Here is an 18599-nt window from a genome sequence, read left to right on the forward strand (position 1 = left end):
TTATTATACAATATTTAGTTGGAGCGTGAAAGCGTTTACTATCTTTTTTCTTTGAAACAAAGTATAAATTTCTAATTATCTTTTTATATTTTCTTAAATGCTCGTAAAGCCTTATTCTATGTGCTTTCGAGTATTTTTACTGTAGGAAGATACTTCACGTTTCTTTGCATATTTCCTCATGTCTTAGCTGTCAGAAGTGGTAAATAAGTAGTAAATTCATTTGTACTACTAAGCAACAAGACGCTCCTGTTGCTTCTCTTTATTCAAGCGTTTCATTTCTGCCATTGCAGAATCGAATGTTGCATGTGCGTAATAGTTCAGCGTCATGGCTATATTAGCATGTCCCATAATGTACTGTAATGCCTTTGGATTCATTCCTGCATTTGCATAGTTGGTACAGAATGTATGTCGCAAACTATGTGGAGTGATGTGTGGCAATTTATCCTCGTTATACTTATTGTATTTCTTAACAAGACCTTTCATCATGCCGTTGTAATCACTTGCCACTTTTGGATAGTTCTTTCTATTAAGAAAGAGGAAATCACTATATCCATCAATCTCAACACGCTTATCATTCTTTCGATTCGCTAACACTCGCTTAAATGCTTGATAGGCTTCTTCAACCATAGGAACTTGACGTTCGCCACTTTTGGTCTTTGGTGTTTCAATGTAGTACCCAATTTCAGTATCTCTCAATAGCTGATGGTCTATATTGACAAGACGATTCTCAAAATCTAAATCTGGAAGTGTCAAACCACCAAACTCTGAAATACGAAGACCTGTTTTTAAGAGTATCAGAATTTCATCATAATTTTTGCTGTAGGTTTTATCAGCTTTTGCAAAGGCTAACAGTTTTTCTTCCTGTTCTTCTGTTAGTACGGTCTTAGGGACAGTATCATCATCAAGAACTGCTTTCAGTTGAAAGTCAAATGGATTCTTCCGAACACAATCATCTTGTATAGCAATATAGAATGAAGCCTTTAAAGAACGTTTGTAGTTATTGATGGTTTGATAAGCATAACCATTTTCACTCATTCTAATAGCCCATTCTTTAGCGTCTGATGGCTTAATACTGTCAATACTTCTTACACCTAACTTGTCTTTCTTCAAAATATCCATAAGATATTTGCGTCCAGTTTCAGTGTTTTTTCTAACCTTTGGTCTTTGAGCGTTCTGTTTTGCGTAAAGCTGGCAGAGTGTCATTTTCTTTCCTACAACATCAATACCATCATGAATGTCTTTCTGTAACTCTGCGATTTTCTCTCTAAGTGAGATACAATCACGCTTTCCTGCTGGTACTCGGTCTGTAGCCACAAGTTTCCACGAGTAAACAAATTGCGGTTCTCCAAATGAATCTATATATTTGTATAAGTATCTTCCGTCTTTTCGTTGGCTCTCTCCAGTCTTTAAGATTCGACCTTTATTGTCACGTCTTTTTTCTGACATGGCATTTGCTCCTTTCCTTTATGGAAAGAGCCTTGATACGACTTAATACTATTTTATCATATACAAGACCCTTTGGCGACGCTAGATTGCGTCCAATGTATCTATAATTTTTTCAAATTGTTTTCGTTTAATCTGAATACGATTGCCATTCATAATCAGCCAATTTGCATTTTTATTTTCCTCTGCCAAGCGTCGTAGCTTGTTTTCGCCAATACGAAAATATTTTGACGCTTCTTCAATGGTTAGGGTATAACGTTCCCAAATAGGAATGTCAGTCTGCTTCATAAAATCCTCCTTTCCAAATCACTTATTTGGATTTCATAAAAGTTGTTTTACCAGCAATCGAACAGCTTTAGCAAAGCTCACGGGAGTTCCACCCCTGCATGGTTCTCATGTAGCCATACTCATTGCCTGCGACGGTTTTATCACGCTCGGACTATTGACTGTATGGGAGTATCATTATCACGATAAGAATGTCGTTGCAGGCAATCCTGCTAAAGATTGCTTCTCGGATCACTAACATGAATCGCTCGCTATCTTTATAAGATAGGTCATGGCGGTTAGTTCCGTTGGCTCTTTTCTTATCGAAACGTATTCGATTACTTTTATTCAGTTTTCAAAGAACAATGGCTCGTTAGCCTATCAAAACACATTGAAAGCTCAATATGCTTTGGTGGAATAACAAACCTCCCTGTTCGGGAAGCGTGGAATGGTTTAGCACGCTTCCACGAAAGGAGAGAGGATATTACTTAATTTCAAATGACAAAATCTTTGTAATCAGTCTGGTTTCCATTCTTCCACGTAAGACTTCATCAACGACCATACTTTGATTGCCATATTCATCTTTCATAAGTCGTAGGGAACGCTTCGTTATGTACCCTCTGTAATGATGTAGAATCTGGTTAATCGCTTCGGTATCGCCATCTGTTGCCTTTACAATGAGAGGAAAGGGAATCATAGGATATTGTGTTTTCATTCTTCAAATTCCTCCATAAACTTTTTAATTAAGGCTAGTCCACTGGTTCTATGCCGATAGACAGTAGAACGGTTCAATTTCAACAGGTCTGCAATTTCTGAATCGCTCATGTCCATAAAGTAAAACAGCAGTAGAATTTCACGTTTCTTGTCTGGCAACTCACGTAATGCTTCACTCAACAAATCATTTTCAACGCCTACTGATAACCCATTGAGTGTAAAAATCTGAAAGTCAGTTGAATAGTTATCTGTTGTCGCAAACTGGCTAACAAGATAATCGCCAACATCCGAAAAGGACACCTCACGCTTTGCAATCCTTGAAAGATAAAGCATATAATTCTTTCGCTCGTCTTCCATAGCACGTTTACAGATATAGTCAAACTGATTTTCTATTGTGGTCTGAAAAGAAGATGGTTTCATGTTTCTCACCCCCTTTCTGTCTAGGAAAGGAAGTGAGCCTTGCTCGTTTATCTCCTTTCACTCTTAGTCCCAATGTGAAAGGGGGATTTGTTGCATTACTGATAAATAAACTTTGTAAAAAAGTTCTGAATAGCCAAAAAAGCATATAAACAGATTTATTTCTCTGTTTACATGCTTCTGTTATTCTATCTATATGATTTATAAAACCACATTGGTGGACGTACTTATCTATTGCAGATAGACGACTTTTTTTGACAAGAACCCAATGTAAGGAAATTTATTGTATATGATGTACTTCATGGCGACGTTGACCTCCAACAAACCGCCATTTGGAAGTAATATACAATATTTTAACAGCGTAAATAGCACTACCATATAACGGTTTTTTTTATTGGCGTTTAGTAGTGCTTTTTATTAAATATAAACCTATAAACCATATAACACGTTTTTCTATACCTGTTTTTAATTCAGTAGGAACAATAAAATGTATAGAGGTGGTCTACTATGCGTAAAAAAGAAGATAAATATGATTTTAGAGCCTTTGGTTTAGCCATTAAAGAAGCTCGATTGAAACGAGGTTTAACTCGTGAACAAGTGGGAGCATTGATTGAAATTGACCCACGGTACTTAACTAATATTGAAAATAAAGGGCAACACCCCAGCATACAAGTTCTTTATGACCTTGTATCGTTACTTCATGTTTCCGTTGATGAATTTTTCTTACCTGGGGTCCCGAGCGCTTAGTGGGAATTTGTATCGATAAGGGGTACAAATTCCCACTAAACCAATGTTTCAAGGCCTATTTATTTTTTATATTCAATTCTCTTAAGTGTTTAGGAATAGATAACAAGTCAAATTTATACTCTCCAAGAAAAGTGATATGCTCCCAATTAATAGGAGATACATGCTTCATATACTTAGTTACTTCGGGATCTATTTTGACGAGATAATTATAAGCTGCTTGTAAGTAGACGGCGTTCCATATACTTATTGCATTTATTAACACATTAAGCGCACTAGCACTTTGAAGTTGTCGGCGAATATCGCGCTCCATAAATTTTCCGCGTCGCCCAAAAAATAGTTCTCTAGCTAAAGCATTAATCGCTTCTGTCTTATTTAGTCCATGAGTGATCCTTCGCCGTAGCTCACTATCTGTAATATAATCTATCATAAAAATGCTCTTTTCAATGCGACCTAGTTCTCTCAGTGCAAGAGCTACTCTATTCTTACGTGCGTATGAGCCTAGCTTTCCTAATAGTAAAGAACTAGATACTTTTCCTGTTTGAATCGAATAGGCGATTCGTTTAATTTCATCATAGTTTTCTTCAATAATTTTTACATTGATTTTTCCGCTTATATCTTCTGATAAGTTAGGGTAGTAGGAAGGTGATTTGATAGAAAATAATTGTGATTTTTTTATATTTCTGATGCGAGGTTCAAAATCAAAGCCTAGTAATGCGGTCATTCCAAACACCTGATCAGAATACCCATTTGTATCAGTAAAATGTTCCTCAATATCTAGATCTGTTTCATGATAAAGTAGGCCATCAAGGGTATGAGTAGCTTCCCTTGTATTAGTTGAAGCAACCTCGATATGATGAGTCGTATGCCTATCATTTATTGATCGAATCATTGTAGCTCCTTTTTCCATACTTTTGTAATGTGGATTAACATCGGATTTTAGAGCTGAGACGCCCACTGGGACGCGCATTCCGTCTGAAGCAGTGGTTTTTCCTTCACCCCAAAAGTCTGCAACAGGAAGCTTTAACTGATAATTAACCAAAACAGATTGAGCACGAGTCAGAGCTTCTTTATAAAAGCGCCATTGTTTGGCATTGGCTAACTGAGAATAAGAAATTCCAGGAGTTGATTGGGCCATTTTTTCAAGACCAATATTCATCCCTAAACCCAGCAAAGCAGCAAAAATAATTTTTCTTTCTTGTTCACTCGGCGGTTTCCCTGTAGAATCATGACTAAATTCTTGTGAAAAGTTGGTCCAACTGTCCACCTCAATTAAAAGATCACTAAGCCTTATCTTAGGAATTATTGAATAAAGTTTTTTTCTATATATTTCTGCTTCGCTAGGTGTAACTTTTTCCAACTTTTTAAGGTTTGCTCTTGAAATTCTCTTATCAACTGTCGAATAAAATTGAAGCTGTAAATCTAAAATTATTTCCCGATCCTTTAAATAGTCCTCAAACGTGTCTGGAATAGTTTCTGAATCAATACAAGCAGATAAATCAACTAAGTAATCATCAATATTTCGATGGATCATACTTCCTTCAACTGAAATATCTCCTGATCGAATATTGTTCTTTAGCTCGGTGAAAGCTACTAACTCATAGTAAGACCGATCTATTTTCCCCTCTTCTGGCCGAACAAGGCTTTTCCATTTTTTACTCACAAAATCAGTAGAAGTATCTGCCGGTATTTTTCTTTTACCACTATTGTGTAAATCAGTTAGTTGAGTTAGGGCCATGAGGACTGGATTTGCTGCCGGAGTTGCTTTGAACGAAAGGGTCCTCAATAACATTGGCGTGTATCTTCGGAGGTAATTAGCTTTATTTCGAACCATTTCTAAATAGCCATGATTTTTATTACCTGTAATTTTTTTAGCTTCTTCTCCATCTTGTACTAAATCTTCCCAAGGCATGATTCGTTCAATTTCGTCAAAAGGATTACTATCATTATCTTTTGCAAAGTGAAGAGCATCAATTAAAGAAGCATAATGTTCCAATTTTTTAGTAGCCAATTTTCCTTTTTCTTTTAACTGTTCTTGTGAATCACGTGTCCCTTTGCGTTTAATACTTGCTAAAATGCGGTCATTAATCTCAATCAGTTGATCGATCAGATATTGATGATGATTGACTAAAAAAGCAATAAGTAAAGAGTATCTTTTTTCAAGCTCAAAACGGGAGAAGTCATATGCATCATAATTTTCCCCTAGTCTAGCTAGCTGAAGAAACCTGTTCCGATTAATATGGGAGACATTAATTGTCCCGAGTCCCATGGAAGCAATCACTTCCACTTTTTTACAAATACTCATAAAGCTTTCTGGATTTGCCTTACCTGGAATGTCTTTTAGCCAAGCGAGTTTAGTTATTTTCGTCTCTTCATAAATTTGAAACAAACTCTCTAGTTTTTCAATTTGTATATCTGTTAATGAACAGAGTAATATTGAAAATAAGTTGTTTTCTGCTTTATCTCGACAGCGGCTTATAATGTCTTCAAGTGTAGCTATAGATGGAAAAATAATTCTTTTTCGAGTTAAGAAATCAATTGTTTTTTTCATTAGATAGATAGAGTCATCATTTTCTAAAGCTAGTTCAATTAAATATTCTATTAACTGTTTTTGTGTATTAGCACTACCGAATCGATGATAGTTGAATACTTCTAAGATCTCGTTGAAGTGATTTGCACGTGATCATATGAATTTAAATCAATTGCATCAAGATGGAGCTGTCGACTCACATAAGAAGTTAGTCTGGTTGATTTAATCGGCCAATTACTTAAAGAACACCCAGGATACCGGGCCAAACAAAGTTGTATCGCAAATCCTAGTTTATTGACCTTTCCACGGTGTTGATTAATAACCTCCAGATCATAATCAGAAAAACTAAAATACGCTTTAAAATCCTCTTCTGATAAGTGGTCTACAGAAAGAAGTTGTTCACGCTGTGAAGTAGTTAAAATTCTTTTCATAGCCATATCTTAAGCATTCCTTTTATTGAGGTAACGGTAAAAGGTTGTTTTGCTTAATTTAGAGGCATCAAGAATTTGACGAATAGAATACTCTTTGCTGTCATACATTTTTAAAGCTAAATCAATTGATAGCTTACCTTTACTTGGACGGCCCCCTTTTTTTCCTCGGACTCTGGCTGCCTTAAGACCAGAGTTAGTTCATTCAATAATAATATCCCGTTCCAGTTCTGCTAAACTAGCCATAACTCGGAAAAAGAATCTTCCCATAGACGTTGAAGTATCTACGTTATCTTGAATAGATATAAAATTGACACTAAGTTCTTCAAATAATTCAGAAAGTTCAATCAAATGTTTAGTTGATCGTGAAATTCGATCTAACTTGTAAATGACAACAGAATCTCCTTCACGTAGTAGGTTGATCATTTCTTCTAATTGCGGTCGGTCTTTTTTCGCACCAGTTACTTTTTCTTGAAATAATTTATCAATTCCATAATGAGTAAGTGCATCAATTTGTAAACTAAGATTTTGATCATCCGTACTCACTCGAGCATAGCCAAAAATCATAAAAAAACCTCCTTAATTTTATAATTTAAATGTACCATAACTCATTAAGTATAACTATATAGGAACTATGAAAAAGGAACGGATTTTGGTACTTGATTTACTTAAAAAACATTTAGAAAAAGCAGGAAAATGAAAAGGTACCATAAACGGTCGTTTATGGTACCATTCAAATTTATCCTTATTGTACAAAATAACAGCGAAATTTTTAAATCTATTCCTTATCGATACAAATTCCCCGTAGGCGCTAGGGACCTCTTTAGCTCCTTGGAAGCTGTCAGTAGTATACCTAATAATTTATCTACATTCCCTTTAGTAACGTGTAACTTTCCAAATTTACAAAAGCGACTCATAGAATTATTTCCTCCCGTTAAATAATAGATAACTATTAAAAATAGACAATACTTGCTCATAAGTAACGGTACTTAAATTGTTTACTTTGGCGTGTTTCATTGCTTGATGAAACTGATTTTTAGTAAACAGTTGACGATATTCTCGATTGACCCATTTTGAAACAAAGTACGTATATAGCTTCCAATATTTATCTGGAACATCTGTGGTATGGCGGGTAAGTTTTATTAAGACACTGTTTACTTTTGGTTTAGGATGAAAGCATTCCGCTGGCAGCTTAAGCAATTGCTGAATCGAGACTTGAGTGTGCAAGAGCAACCCTAGTGTTCGGTGAATATCCAAGGTACGCTTGTAGAATCCTTCTTCAACAATCAGATAGATGTCAGACGCATGGCTTTCAAAAACCACTTTTTTAATAATTTGTGTGCTTAAATGGTAAGGAATATTCCCAACAATTTTATACCTCTGTTTGTTAGGGAATTGAAACTGTAGAATATCTTGGTGAATTAAAGTGACACGAATGTTCAGTTTTAATTTTTCTGACGATAAGTTGAATAGATGACTGTCTAATTCAATAGACGTTACCTGTTTACTTATTTTAGCCAGTTTCGTCGTTAAATGCCCTTTACCTGTTCCAATTTCGTAAACGGTATCGGTTTCTTTTAAATTCAATTGTTTTATTATTTGGTTGAGTACTTTTTCACTCGTTAAAAAGTTTTGAGAATATTTTATATTTTTGTTCATGTAATCACTCCTGAAGTGATTACATCTATAAATAAATACAGAAGTTAAACGATTTGTTTGTAATTTTAGTTATCTGTTTAAAAAGTCATAAGATTAGTCACTGGTAGGAATTAATCTAACGTATTTATTTATCTGCGTAATCACTGTTTTTAGTCTGTTTCAAAACAGTAGATGTTTTATCTACATTACGCATTTGGAATACCAACATGACGAATCCCTCCTTCTTAATTACAAATTTTTAGCATCTAATTTAACTTCAATTCCTATTATACAAAATTTTAAGATAATGCACAATCAACACACTCTTAAGTTTGCTTCTAAGTCTTATTTCCATAACTTTAGGGTTAACCATACGCAAGACCAATCACTCTCGGACAATACTCATGATTTTAATGATAAAATCCATGTTAAACCCATAGATAAGAAATACACCTGCAATAACCGTTACCTGTTTGTGCCAATTTAAAAATGCACCACTTTTTTATAATTAAAACGGTTGAAAACTGTACCACTAATAACTCACAATAGAGAGATGTCACCGTCAAGTTAAATGTACAAAATAACAGCGAAATTTTTAAATCTATTTCTTATCGATACAAATTCCTCGTAGGCGCTCGGGACCCCTACCTGCTAATAACTTGGTAAAAAGCACCCGACGATTACAGATAGAGAAATACATGGATAGCTTTACAGACAAAGAACTATCCTTAATGGAATCTTTAGCCAGCGGTATCAACGAAGCAAGAAACATCGAAGACTAATTAAAAGAATCCATACATAACGGAAAGAGCCGATAAAATGAGATTGTATTAATCTCATTTTATCGGCTCTGCGTCTTTGCGTCTGGCTCTGTAATCACAGTTACTTTGAACTGCTTTATTTCAATTAAATTTTCTTGTCTGCATTTCGGACAATAGAGGGGGAATTTTTTTAATTCAGTATCTTCCCTTATCTTTAATCGTGTTTTATTTCCACATACAGGACACAATATCCACTTGTAGTTTATAATAACTATCTCCTCCTTTACACTTTAATTCAAATCTTTATTAAAAAATATTTCATCTTATTTAACAAGAAACCATATTTATATAACAACATAAAATACACTAAGTTATTTTATTGAACATATATCGTACTTTATCTATCCGACTATTTGGACGACGGGGCTGGCAAACAGGTTCACCGGTAGTAACATGGTACCCTTTTAACTCTGTTAAACAAACACTACGTCCATTTGTAAAGAAAGTTAAATCACTACGATATTCTTGAATACACCGAGCAGGGATTTCTCCACTAAGAATGACCTCATTATTTTTCAATTGAGTGTCTACGATGTTCGCACAATATTTAGGAGCATCGTTGTATGCTCGTGAAAGATATTCCTGTGGCGCATAAATTTTAAAACTAAGATATGGCTCTAACAATTCTGTTCCAGCTTTTTTTAAGACTTGTTCCAATACAATAGGAGCAAGCATCCGAAAATCTGCTGGAGTACTAACAGGGCTATAGTATAAACCGTACTTAAAACAGATTTTACAATCCGTCACATTCCAACCATATAATCCTTGTTCGCAACCATAGCGTATCCCTTCCATAACTGCATTTTGAAATGATTGATTTAAGTATCCAAGAGAAACCGAGCTCTCATACTGCATTCCACTTCCCAACGGAAGCGGTGATACAGATAAACCAATGGAAGCCCAGAAAGGATTTGGCGGCACTTCGATGTGAATGGTATATTCTGCATTTTTTAACGGTCTCTCCATATAAATGACTGTAGGCTCTTTTAGTTCTATCTCCACATGATACTTTTCTTGCAACAGTGCACTAATCACTTCCATTTGTACTTTCCCTAAGAAAGAAAGTATAATTTCATGTGTCGTAGAATCCACGTAATATCGTAGAAGCGGATCACTATCTGAGATTTCCAAAAGGGCATCAAGCAACATTTCTCTCTGTTCAGGTTTACTCGGTTCAACAGTTGTTTGTAGTAGAGGGTGCGGATTTTCAATCTTTTTTCTCTGTGGCAATAGTTTTGTATCTCCAAGAACACTATTTAACTTCAAAAACTCATTCTGCAAAATAACAATTTCCCCGGAATAAGCCTTATCAATTTTACATAATTCACCATTTATTGAAGTATACATTTCTGTAATTTTTATTTTTTCCTTTTCCGATATTCTAACCGAATCCCGCAAATGCAGGATTCCGCCATAAAGGCGTACATATGCAAGACGTTGTCTTTCTTCCGAATATTCAATTTTGAAGACATTTCCGCAAAGTTCAGACTTCTTTCTGTATGTTGATGAATAAAATTTATTCGTTATCACTTCTATAAGCTGCTCAATCCCTATGTTGCTTTTTGCGCTTCCATGATAAACAGGGTACAAGGAGCAATTCTGAAATCTTATGCTTTCCTCTTGTTCGAGTTCCAATGCTTCTAATGATTTACCGGACATATATTTCTCTAAAAGGTCATCGTTTCCCTCTATTACCGTATCCCATTGTTCAGATTCGGTAAAGTTCGTCACACACATATTAGGATACAGTTCTACCTTCTGTTTGATTACAATTTCGGCAGAAAGTTTCTCTTTAATATCCTGATAAACCGTTGATAAATCAATTCCATTTTGGTCAATCTTATTGATAAAAAAGATTGTGGGAATCCCCATTTTCCTAAGTGCATGAAATAATATACGAGTTTGTGCTTGTACGCCATCTTTTGCAGAAATCAGTAGAATTGCCCCATCTAAAACTGATAATGAACGATATACTTCTGCTAAGAAATCCATATGTCCTGGCGTGTCTATGATGTTCACCTTCGTATTTTCCCACTGAAAAGAGGTTATTCCTGTCTGAATTGTAATTCCTCTCTGACGTTCTAAAAGCGTATTATCCGTCCTCGTTGTACCTTTGTCCACGCTTCCTAATTCTTTAATCGCTCCACTGTTATATAATAAGCTTTCTGTTAAGGTAGTTTTTCCCGCATCAACATGAGCTAAAACTCCAATATTAATAATTTTCATGTGATTTTCCTCCATTCAAAAGCCCAAAAGGGCATAAAAATCCCAGTGATAAATACTCTTATCACTGGGATTTTTATGCATAACCATAGGCATACAAAGCATACAGATATTCTCCGGATACTTTAGAATCACATGATAAAGGTATTCTTAAACTGGGTACAAAAAACTAAGCCCTCCTAAAAAAGGACATCCAATTATTTGTTCCCACTATCAAATTGACAGTTTATTTAAGAATACCTTGCCGCATATTTATTAACTCCTTTTAAATAGATACTTAAATAATAGCACGTAAGAGCATATTTGTCAAGGAATCTCCAATTTTTTATCAAAGAGAGTACGTGATTACAAAATAGCTGTAATAATGTACCAATATTTGTTATTCTATAATCTTCCAATTACTCCCGTTCTTTTCAAGTACCAAATCAAATTGAGATACCTGCGTTGCTTTGGTCTGCTGGTCGATATACTCCACTGTCAGCGATACCGTGACTTGATTATCCTTACGATTGTGAATAGGATTTACCAGTTCTTGAAAGATGTACTCTTTTCCGATTGGTTTTAATATCCCGTCATTCACATAGTAGGAAAGTTCACTGGCTGTCGCTGTAGGATAGAGCTTGAAGAACGTCGTTAAAAACTCATTGATTTCATTGGTTGTAATGGAATCAACCGTCCCCTCACTTTCAATGGCTTTTGGTTTATAACTTGATTTCTTAGGTATGTTGGTAATGGTCGGATTCTTAACCAGTACCATATTTCCAGAACCATCTACATAGACACTCACTATATAAGCAGAGTGGACGGTCTTTGTATTTTCTCCCTCTGTAATGAGCTGGTCTACACTGTAGGTTACATTAAACTCATTGTCGCCAGTTGGCTCTACCGTCCATATCTGAAATCCTCTTACAGAAGACGATACAGGAATATCTTTGCGTACTGTATCAACATTGAGAGCTTGAAGTTCATCTGTCAGATAGCCTTTTAGACTTTCCATTCGATTATCAATGGACTTATCGGATTGCTCCCATGAATAGTAGACTTTCGCAAAGTTCTCTACAAAATTTTCTACATGATGAGTATCAACGTATTCCTTTTCTATGATAGTTGTTTCGTGAATAGTGTGAGTATCTATAGCTGTAAAGTGCTTGAATATCGCAAAGCTGAAACTAAGCCCTAAAAGTACCCACAAGGCAATCACAACCTTTTTATGAGGATTGACCTTATAGACACGAGGTTTCTTTTCCTTTGGTATCTGTTTTTCTTTATTCTGATTTTTTCTAAATTTCATCATTAAATCTTCCTTTCTCATTGTTTGATTCGTCCTGCTCCCACTAAATGCTGTTGCCAGTAGGGGCTTGTTAAGTCGGCATAACCGATTGGGTCGCCTGCATGAAACATACGGTTATTGCCAAGGTATATCCCAACATGAGTAATATAAGAGCCAGCGTTATAGGTAGAATGAAAGAAAACCAAATCGCCAGCTTGTGCTTCCGATAGTGGGATATGCTGGGTCACATCATATTGCTGTTGTGCGGTTCGTGGTAAGTTAATTCCAGCTTTTCCATACGTCCATTGTGTCAGTCCGCTACAATCAAAAGAAGTAGTCGGGGAAGCTCCACCGTAAACGTATCGCCAGCCCTCATATTTCAGTGCTTCGTCCATGATGGCTTGTACCGTATCATCATCAAACTCTGTTGTGACAAGATACTGCGTTACCAGTTGCACATAAAACATATTGCCATAGTTGTATCGCCAGCACCCATTGATAGGTATGGCTATGGGATTGGGGTAAGACACTTTTTCGCCACCTGAATACTCTTTTGAGAAACTTTGAGCCAGTTCAAAGGTATATTTATTTCCACGATTAGCCACATACCCTAAGAAACCACCACCATAATTGTAGGACTGGATAACCGATTCTAAATCTACACTGAGCCTTTCGCTACTGGCTAATAATTCACTGAAATACTTCACACCTTGCTTAATGGATTCTTCTGTACTCAATGAATTAGGTGGAAGACCGAGGGATTCCGAGGACTGCATAACATCTTCCGCAGTACCGCCCGATTCCACCTGTATAATCGCAAGAAGTATGTTGACATATTCTTCAACGCCATATTCTTTGGCATATTTTTCTACCATAGGCTTATGAGCCAGCACTTCTGCGGAAACATTCACACCTCCATAATGAATATTGGAAATTCCGCTGTCCTGTTCATCTGAAAATAAAATGGCAACAAACAGAAGCAGTGAGAAGACCATCAAGAATAATCCAGAACCACCAATCACTAAAGTTTTCAACTTCATGGTTTCTTACCGACTTTCTTAATGGTGGCGGTTTTGATTGGTGGTCTACTTCTTGTATTTTGTAGTGGTACTCTTTGAACAGTAGACGGACGTTCTTTTGTGATTGGACGTTGTGAAGTTCTATCTGCTGTAGTGGTTGAAGTTGCTGGCTTTTGAACGGTTTTTTCTTGAACGGTATTGCCTTGGCGTTCCACTTTTGGACTTGAAAAATCGGACTTAACTGCTGGACGCTCTTGTTTGGCTTGTTGAGATTCCTTATATGAAGTCTGAATATTAGACTGTTTTGAGGTCTGTTCATCATGATATTGTTCTTGTCTTGTAGTCGGTCTTTCATGAACAGAAGAAGCAGGCTGTTTTTTCTGTTTGACCTGTTCCATTTCAGAGCGACGCTTCGCAATGGTTTTTCGCCTTTGTTCCTGCTGTTCCTTGCGTCCACTGGCTCTGTCCGCTTTGGTTTGAGAAATACTACTGGTTAAATCACGGACATTCTCTTTTACTTTGGATTTTCCTTGATATACTGCATATCTTGCATTGGTCGGCAAATCTTTAACCTGTTCTTTCAAACCACTAGCAGTGTCTACCATTCTGTCTTTGGTATCAGCTACTGTACCGATGGTTTGACCGATACGTTTTCCAAGTGTTGATTTTTCCTTTCCGTCTGGTCGGGAGTGATCTGCTTGTGTCCTTGCAGAACTCCCCGAACCCGACTGTCCTTTTTTACCTGTAACAATGGCAGACCCAGCCCCTAGAGTAGTCATGGAACGTCCAAGTTTCCGCTGTAGACGGTGCATGTGAGCGTGCATAAGCATACGAGGTTTTCTCATCACACGACTTCCCACACTTTGAGAATCGTTACTCTGTAGAGAAAACATACTCATTAAATCGCCCAGCTTGAAGTAGATTCCTGCAAAGGTCACAATCTGTAGAAAAGCAATCAAAAAGAACGGATAACCAGCCGATAAGGTATAGAGCATGGTTGAAATACTAAATGCTGTCGTAATAATCAATGTGATTCCAGCTCGTGTCAAAATGGTATTAAAGAGCTTTGTTATGGCTCGTTTTGACATACCATCAAATGATGGAATCATGCTTAAAATAAAGCTCACAGGCAGAAACATAGCATAGATGATAAAAAGTACCTGCGAGAAAATCATGATTCCTGTTAATAGGAATACAAATATGGAAATCCCAATATTGAAGACAAATAGGAAGAAGACTGTACCTAAACGGTTAATGGTCTTTGTAATGGTTAGATTGGTATTGCTTCTGTCTTCAATTTCTTCCGCAACAATTTTTTCTCTGTCTTCGCCATTGTTGGAATCTGGGCTGGTGGAGAGCAGGCTTTCCACACGGTCAATACCGATACTTTCAATGTCTGAACTGTTGTATTGAAGCAGTAGCCACGGTTGCTGAACCTGTATGGAAAACAGGCTATCTCTGATTAAGTCCACGCTGTCCTTGCCTTGACTATCGGAATGGGGCATGACAATCTTCGTGCCAAGTGATAAACTGGCATTACTGATGTCTGATGAAAAGTCATTGATTTTTTTAATGTAGTCGGGAGCGTAGGCAATAAAGGAAGCCGATAGGATAAACACCAGCACAAAATTCATAATGGCATGAATTGCCTTTGTGGTTTCTCTCTTTATCAGTCCCGTATAGGCAACATAAACCCCAAGAACCAAAATCAAGAGTAAGAGGAATCCAACATAGAAACCCTCTGTTGAAAATCCGTTTGCACTCACACCAGCTAAGGTCTGCATATTCTTACCAATGGAATCTGCTGTAGCGGAAATGAAGTCTAAGGAATAGGCTTCCTGTACTAAGTAACCTGTCGCATTGGAAACATACAAACTGATTGTCCAAATAAAATTGGTAATGGCATATAGTCCATACATGACCTGTTTTCCAATCCCGTCCGACCAGTTCCACGGAAGCCAGCCCCAGCTATTATCCACATAAAAATCCAGTTGATAGTTTTCAAGTGGGTATCGGCTGTATTCATTTGCCACATTGACCGTATCATCTACCAAGCCCGCAGCTTGAACCACCGTTCCCAGCATGGCTAAAAGAAAAATGGCAATCACAAGTGTGAAAGCCACTGTCATTGCCACTTTACCTAGACGTTTCAGCGTCCAGTTTGATTTTATTCTGTTTACTATTGATGGTTTCACATTTACACCTCTTTTCGCACAGGTGGTCTGGTATCAAAGGCATGGAGCAGTTCTTCAAATACAGGGTGGAACTGTATCACACCGACACGACCATATAAATCACTGATAAGGCATTGCCCGTTTTCCAAATCACGCAATCGCTTCTGATTGTTTTCGTCCTCTGGGTCTACACCAAAAAAGGCTAAGGTCTTTTTAATCTCGTTAAGGTCAGTGGAACGAAATGCAAATTTTAAGCCGAGGTTATTTTTCAGTTTTTCATCTAAGAGGTCGTCTGTATTTTGGGTCACGAAATATACCCCAGCGTTCATAGCACGACCAGCCCGAACTAGCTTCATAGATAGTGTTTTTCCTTGTGCTACCTGTAAAAAGCTCCATGCTTCGTCTAAATCTACAATCTTGAAAATGCTTCGGTCTGTATGGATAAAGTCTAAAGCAAAGGTACTAATGACAATCAGCATAGCAACGGATAAAAGCTCCATAGTGGTATATTCCTCAAAGGAAGTTTCCTTGTCGGGAAGTACCAAGTCCGCAACCTGTATAATGTTCAGTTGTTTTTCTAAGCTGATAGACTGCTCCACATAACCATTACTGAATAATAAATGTGCAAAGTCATAGTCTGTAAAACTTTCGATATGGTCGGCTATACTGGTACTTAGTGGCGTATTCTCAACCCGTAATTCCTCAATCACTTTCATCAACCCTCGTACTTCACTATTGGTTACTGCACGAATGGCTTTTCTAAGGATTGGGAAGCGTTCCCCATCACGAGAGGAAATCCCCGTAAGGAATGTCAGAATATCAATAGCCAGTGATTCAGAATCTTTGGGATTTTTCATAATCACATAAGGGTCAAGTAAGCCTTTGTTTTTCTCATCAGAAGTCAGAGTGACGATATTGATTTCATGGGAAATCTCTGGCAAGGTTTCTTTCCATCTGCCACGTTCTGCTTTTGGGTCTACAATCACTGCTTGTGCCCCATAAAGCACCGCATAATAGACGATAAGGTTATTCGCAAAGGATTTACCACCACCCAGCGAACCAACAAAAGCCGACGCTAACGCATTGGTTACTGAACCCTTAACCCCTTGACTGGCAAGAGCAGGTTTCAGATAGACATTGCGTCCAGTATCTAAGCTGTAGGCAACATAAATCCCCTCATTTTCCCCCAGCATTTGAGTAGCACCAAAACCTAAACCAGCGAGGAAATCAGAGGTCACGTATTGAATATAATCATTCATATAACGCTTGCTGGCAGGTAAAAATTCTTCATGTAAGCCGAGCATATCCCCAAATGGTCGTACCAGTTTTACGCTTAAATCGTCATAAAAATCTTTCACTTCATTACAACGACGTTTGAGTTCGTCAAGATCATTTGCTGATACCCTTACCACATAAGACAGCTTGTACATAGATTCCTTGCTTTGGTCTAAATTGGTTTCCAGCTCATTCACACTTTCCAGAGCTTCCGCCACATTGGAGCTGGTTTCATTATCACTTTGCCAAGCGTGGTTATCCAAGTCTTTCAGTTCTTTCTTTTTATTGCGGACAGTAGATAGGGCTTTACGATTCGCTACAATTTCCACATTCATTGACGTATCAATCGGGAATGTAAATTGCTGTTGCTGGTAGTAGAAGATTTCAGAGGACGGGAAGTCCAGTTCTCCGACAATGCTGTTAATGGTAAAGTAAGCTACATAGACGGTTTCATCTTCCTGCTGGATTTTCAAATATCGCTGTTTTTCTTCCACCAAACAGCGAGTAGGCTTAATCAAGTCATAGTATTTAATCAGCGTTTCATTATCCAGCTTTTTCTTTGATAGATGGTACTCATACTCTTCATAGGCAGTGCCTGTCTGTCCGTAAAGGTGTTCAATCAGATAGCCGAAGTCGTCCTTATCTAACCTGCGGATTTTGAAACGACGAGAGATTTTATTTTCTAAGAGCTTTTCCATCTTCTGAAAACGCAGGATTTCATCATTACTCATACTAACAAAATCGCCCATCAGCTTATGGTTCACATCATAGACAAAATCAGACAAAGCATTTTTTGCTTCAACGGTAAGACTTTTCATAGAAAACTCCTGATCGTTGAGAAGCAACTTAAAGCCGATAAAGAAACGGTAGTTCACTTGATTTTCGCCAATCATGGATATTAAAGCGTCTGTCTGTTGGTCGATTTTGTCATAGGCAACCGCTTTGAGCTTGCCAGTGACTTCATTTTTGGAACGCTCTTGTGCAGAACGTATGCTGGATTCTGTACTGATTTGTAAAGCATGAATTTTGCCATCACGATTTTGTGCGATAAGCTGTCTGAAAGAATCATGCACTTGTATTTTCTGTTCTGGACTTAGAAATGAGTAATTGTAAGGAACAAGCTCATAGTAAGCATAACATTCCCCGTCTTTATTCCAGACGAGATTGTTTTCAATGTATTTAATTGGATATGCCATAAAATTCACTCCTAACTGCTGTAATGGCTTCTTGTGGCTGGTTTCTGCCAAGCGTTACTTTTTTTCCTGCATAGGTCAGCTTTGGTCGCAGTGCATAAGCAATGACAGACTTCAAAAATCCATAAGGCTTTTTACCATCAAAAGTTTTTGTAGACATAAACCATGTGAAAGCCACAGGAATCCCAAAGTATTTGAGAAATGCTCCCTCTATCATGGAAAGAGGGGGCAAGTTGCCAAGTATCATCACTGCAAAGAGTGACACGACAAACCATGTCATTTGCGTAAAGGTTATGGGAAACGGAAGTCTAAAATCATTGATAGAATACAGTACCTTTTCCACAGACCAGATACTGGTATAGCTTCGTATTTTCTTCATGTAATCAATCCTTTCATAAAAAATAGGGGTAGCTGATTGAGCCACCCCGTAAAATAGAAAATCTGCC

13 protein-coding genes and 6 pseudogenes are annotated in these 18599 nt (G+C 37.2%); 2 read left to right on the top strand and 17 right to left on the bottom strand.

From position 1 onward, the window contains the following. Positions 1-228 precede the first annotated feature (228 nt). The 4 genes from DSY56_RS03870 to DSY56_RS03890 form a co-directional block, all read right to left on the bottom strand. Entirely contained in the window at positions 229-1446 is a 1218-nt protein-coding gene (locus DSY56_RS03870; RefSeq protein ID WP_001291561.1) for a tyrosine-type recombinase/integrase, read from the bottom strand. Between the two features lie 81 nt (positions 1447-1527). Further along, positions 1528-1731 carry an excisionase gene (locus DSY56_RS03875; RefSeq protein WP_000814511.1) on the bottom strand — a complete coding sequence of 68 codons (204 nt, stop codon included), beginning with the start codon at positions 1729-1731 and terminating at the stop codon, positions 1528-1530. A 460-nt stretch (positions 1732-2191) separates the two neighbouring features. Then, positions 2192-2422: a helix-turn-helix domain-containing protein gene (locus DSY56_RS03885; RefSeq protein WP_000857133.1), complete on the bottom strand. Its 231-nt coding sequence runs from the start codon at positions 2420-2422 to the stop codon at positions 2192-2194. Beyond that, entirely contained in the window at positions 2419-2841 is a 423-nt protein-coding gene (locus DSY56_RS03890; RefSeq protein WP_000804885.1) for a sigma-70 family RNA polymerase sigma factor, read from the bottom strand. The genes DSY56_RS03885 and DSY56_RS03890 overlap by 4 nt, the downstream gene beginning before the upstream one ends. Before the next feature lie 504 nt (positions 2842-3345). On the opposite strand from DSY56_RS03890, the pseudogene DSY56_RS03900 reads away from it, so the two are divergent. Further along, positions 3346-3567 (top strand): annotated as a pseudogene (locus DSY56_RS03900) (helix-turn-helix domain-containing protein); the annotation flags it as partial. A 73-nt stretch (positions 3568-3640) separates the two neighbouring features. Here the strand turns inward: DSY56_RS03900 and DSY56_RS03905 are convergent. The 5 genes and pseudogenes from DSY56_RS03905 to DSY56_RS12655 form a co-directional block, all read right to left on the bottom strand. Further along, positions 3641-6549: pseudogene (locus DSY56_RS03905) on the bottom strand (Tn3 family transposase). Positions 6550-6552: 3 nt separating this feature from the next. Further along, positions 6553-7107 (bottom strand): annotated as a pseudogene (locus tag DSY56_RS03910) (recombinase family protein). 354 nt (positions 7108-7461) lie between these two features. Beyond that, complete coding sequence (erm(B), locus tag DSY56_RS03920) at positions 7462-8199, bottom strand: 23S rRNA (adenine(2058)-N(6))-methyltransferase Erm(B) (RefSeq protein ID WP_001038790.1); 738 nt, start codon at positions 8197-8199, stop codon at positions 7462-7464. 124 nt (positions 8200-8323) lie between these two features. After that, the gene (locus DSY56_RS03925; RefSeq protein ID WP_001814874.1) at positions 8324-8407 is read right to left on the bottom strand and encodes a 23S rRNA methyltransferase attenuation leader peptide; all 84 of its coding nucleotides are present in this window, start codon (positions 8405-8407) and stop codon (positions 8324-8326) included. A gap of 48 nt (positions 8408-8455) precedes the next feature. Further along, a pseudogene (locus tag DSY56_RS12655) lies at positions 8456-8539 on the bottom strand (MLS leader peptide); the annotation flags it as partial. A 283-nt stretch (positions 8540-8822) separates the two neighbouring features. Here DSY56_RS12655 and DSY56_RS03935 point away from each other — a divergent pair. Further along, positions 8823-8960: pseudogene (locus DSY56_RS03935) on the top strand (XRE family transcriptional regulator); the annotation flags it as partial. Between the two features lie 59 nt (positions 8961-9019). Here the strand turns inward: DSY56_RS03935 and DSY56_RS03940 are convergent. From DSY56_RS03940 to DSY56_RS03975, 8 genes and pseudogenes are all read right to left on the bottom strand, one after another. After that, positions 9020-9205, bottom strand: a complete 186-nt coding sequence (locus tag DSY56_RS03940; protein ID WP_011058338.1) for a cysteine-rich KTR domain-containing protein — start codon at positions 9203-9205, stop codon at positions 9020-9022. 100 nt (positions 9206-9305) lie between these two features. After that, positions 9306-11225, bottom strand: a complete 1920-nt coding sequence (gene tet(M), locus DSY56_RS03945) for a tetracycline resistance ribosomal protection protein Tet(M) (RefSeq protein ID WP_112443933.1) — start codon at positions 11223-11225, stop codon at positions 9306-9308. Positions 11226-11240: 15 nt separating this feature from the next. Then, a pseudogene (locus DSY56_RS12710) lies at positions 11241-11288 on the bottom strand (hypothetical protein); the annotation flags it as partial. A gap of 313 nt (positions 11289-11601) precedes the next feature. Then, positions 11602-12534 (bottom strand): conjugal transfer protein, encoded by a 933-nt coding sequence (locus DSY56_RS03955; RefSeq protein ID WP_001224318.1) that lies wholly within the window; start codon positions 12532-12534, stop codon positions 11602-11604. Beyond that, the gene (locus tag DSY56_RS03960; protein WP_112443935.1) at positions 12531-13532 is read right to left on the bottom strand and encodes a bifunctional lytic transglycosylase/C40 family peptidase; all 1002 of its coding nucleotides are present in this window, start codon (positions 13530-13532) and stop codon (positions 12531-12533) included. Before DSY56_RS03960 ends, DSY56_RS03955 begins: the two co-directional genes overlap by 4 nt. Further along, entirely contained in the window at positions 13529-15706 is a 2178-nt protein-coding gene (locus tag DSY56_RS03965; RefSeq protein ID WP_000804748.1) for a CD3337/EF1877 family mobilome membrane protein, read from the bottom strand. The genes DSY56_RS03960 and DSY56_RS03965 overlap by 4 nt, the downstream gene beginning before the upstream one ends. A 2-nt stretch (positions 15707-15708) precedes the next feature. Continuing rightward, on the bottom strand, positions 15709-18156 hold the full coding sequence (locus tag DSY56_RS03970; protein WP_112443937.1) for an ATP-binding protein: 2448 nt from the start codon (positions 18154-18156) through the stop codon (positions 15709-15711). Next, positions 18140-18532 (bottom strand): conjugal transfer protein, encoded by a 393-nt coding sequence (locus tag DSY56_RS03975; RefSeq protein WP_000723888.1) that lies wholly within the window; start codon positions 18530-18532, stop codon positions 18140-18142. The genes DSY56_RS03970 and DSY56_RS03975 overlap by 17 nt, the downstream gene beginning before the upstream one ends. Positions 18533-18599 lie beyond the last annotated feature (67 nt).

The organism is Streptococcus sp. 596553, assembly GCF_900411395.1.
GTDB classification, from domain to species: domain Bacteria; phylum Bacillota; class Bacilli; order Lactobacillales; family Streptococcaceae; genus Streptococcus; species Streptococcus mitis_BA.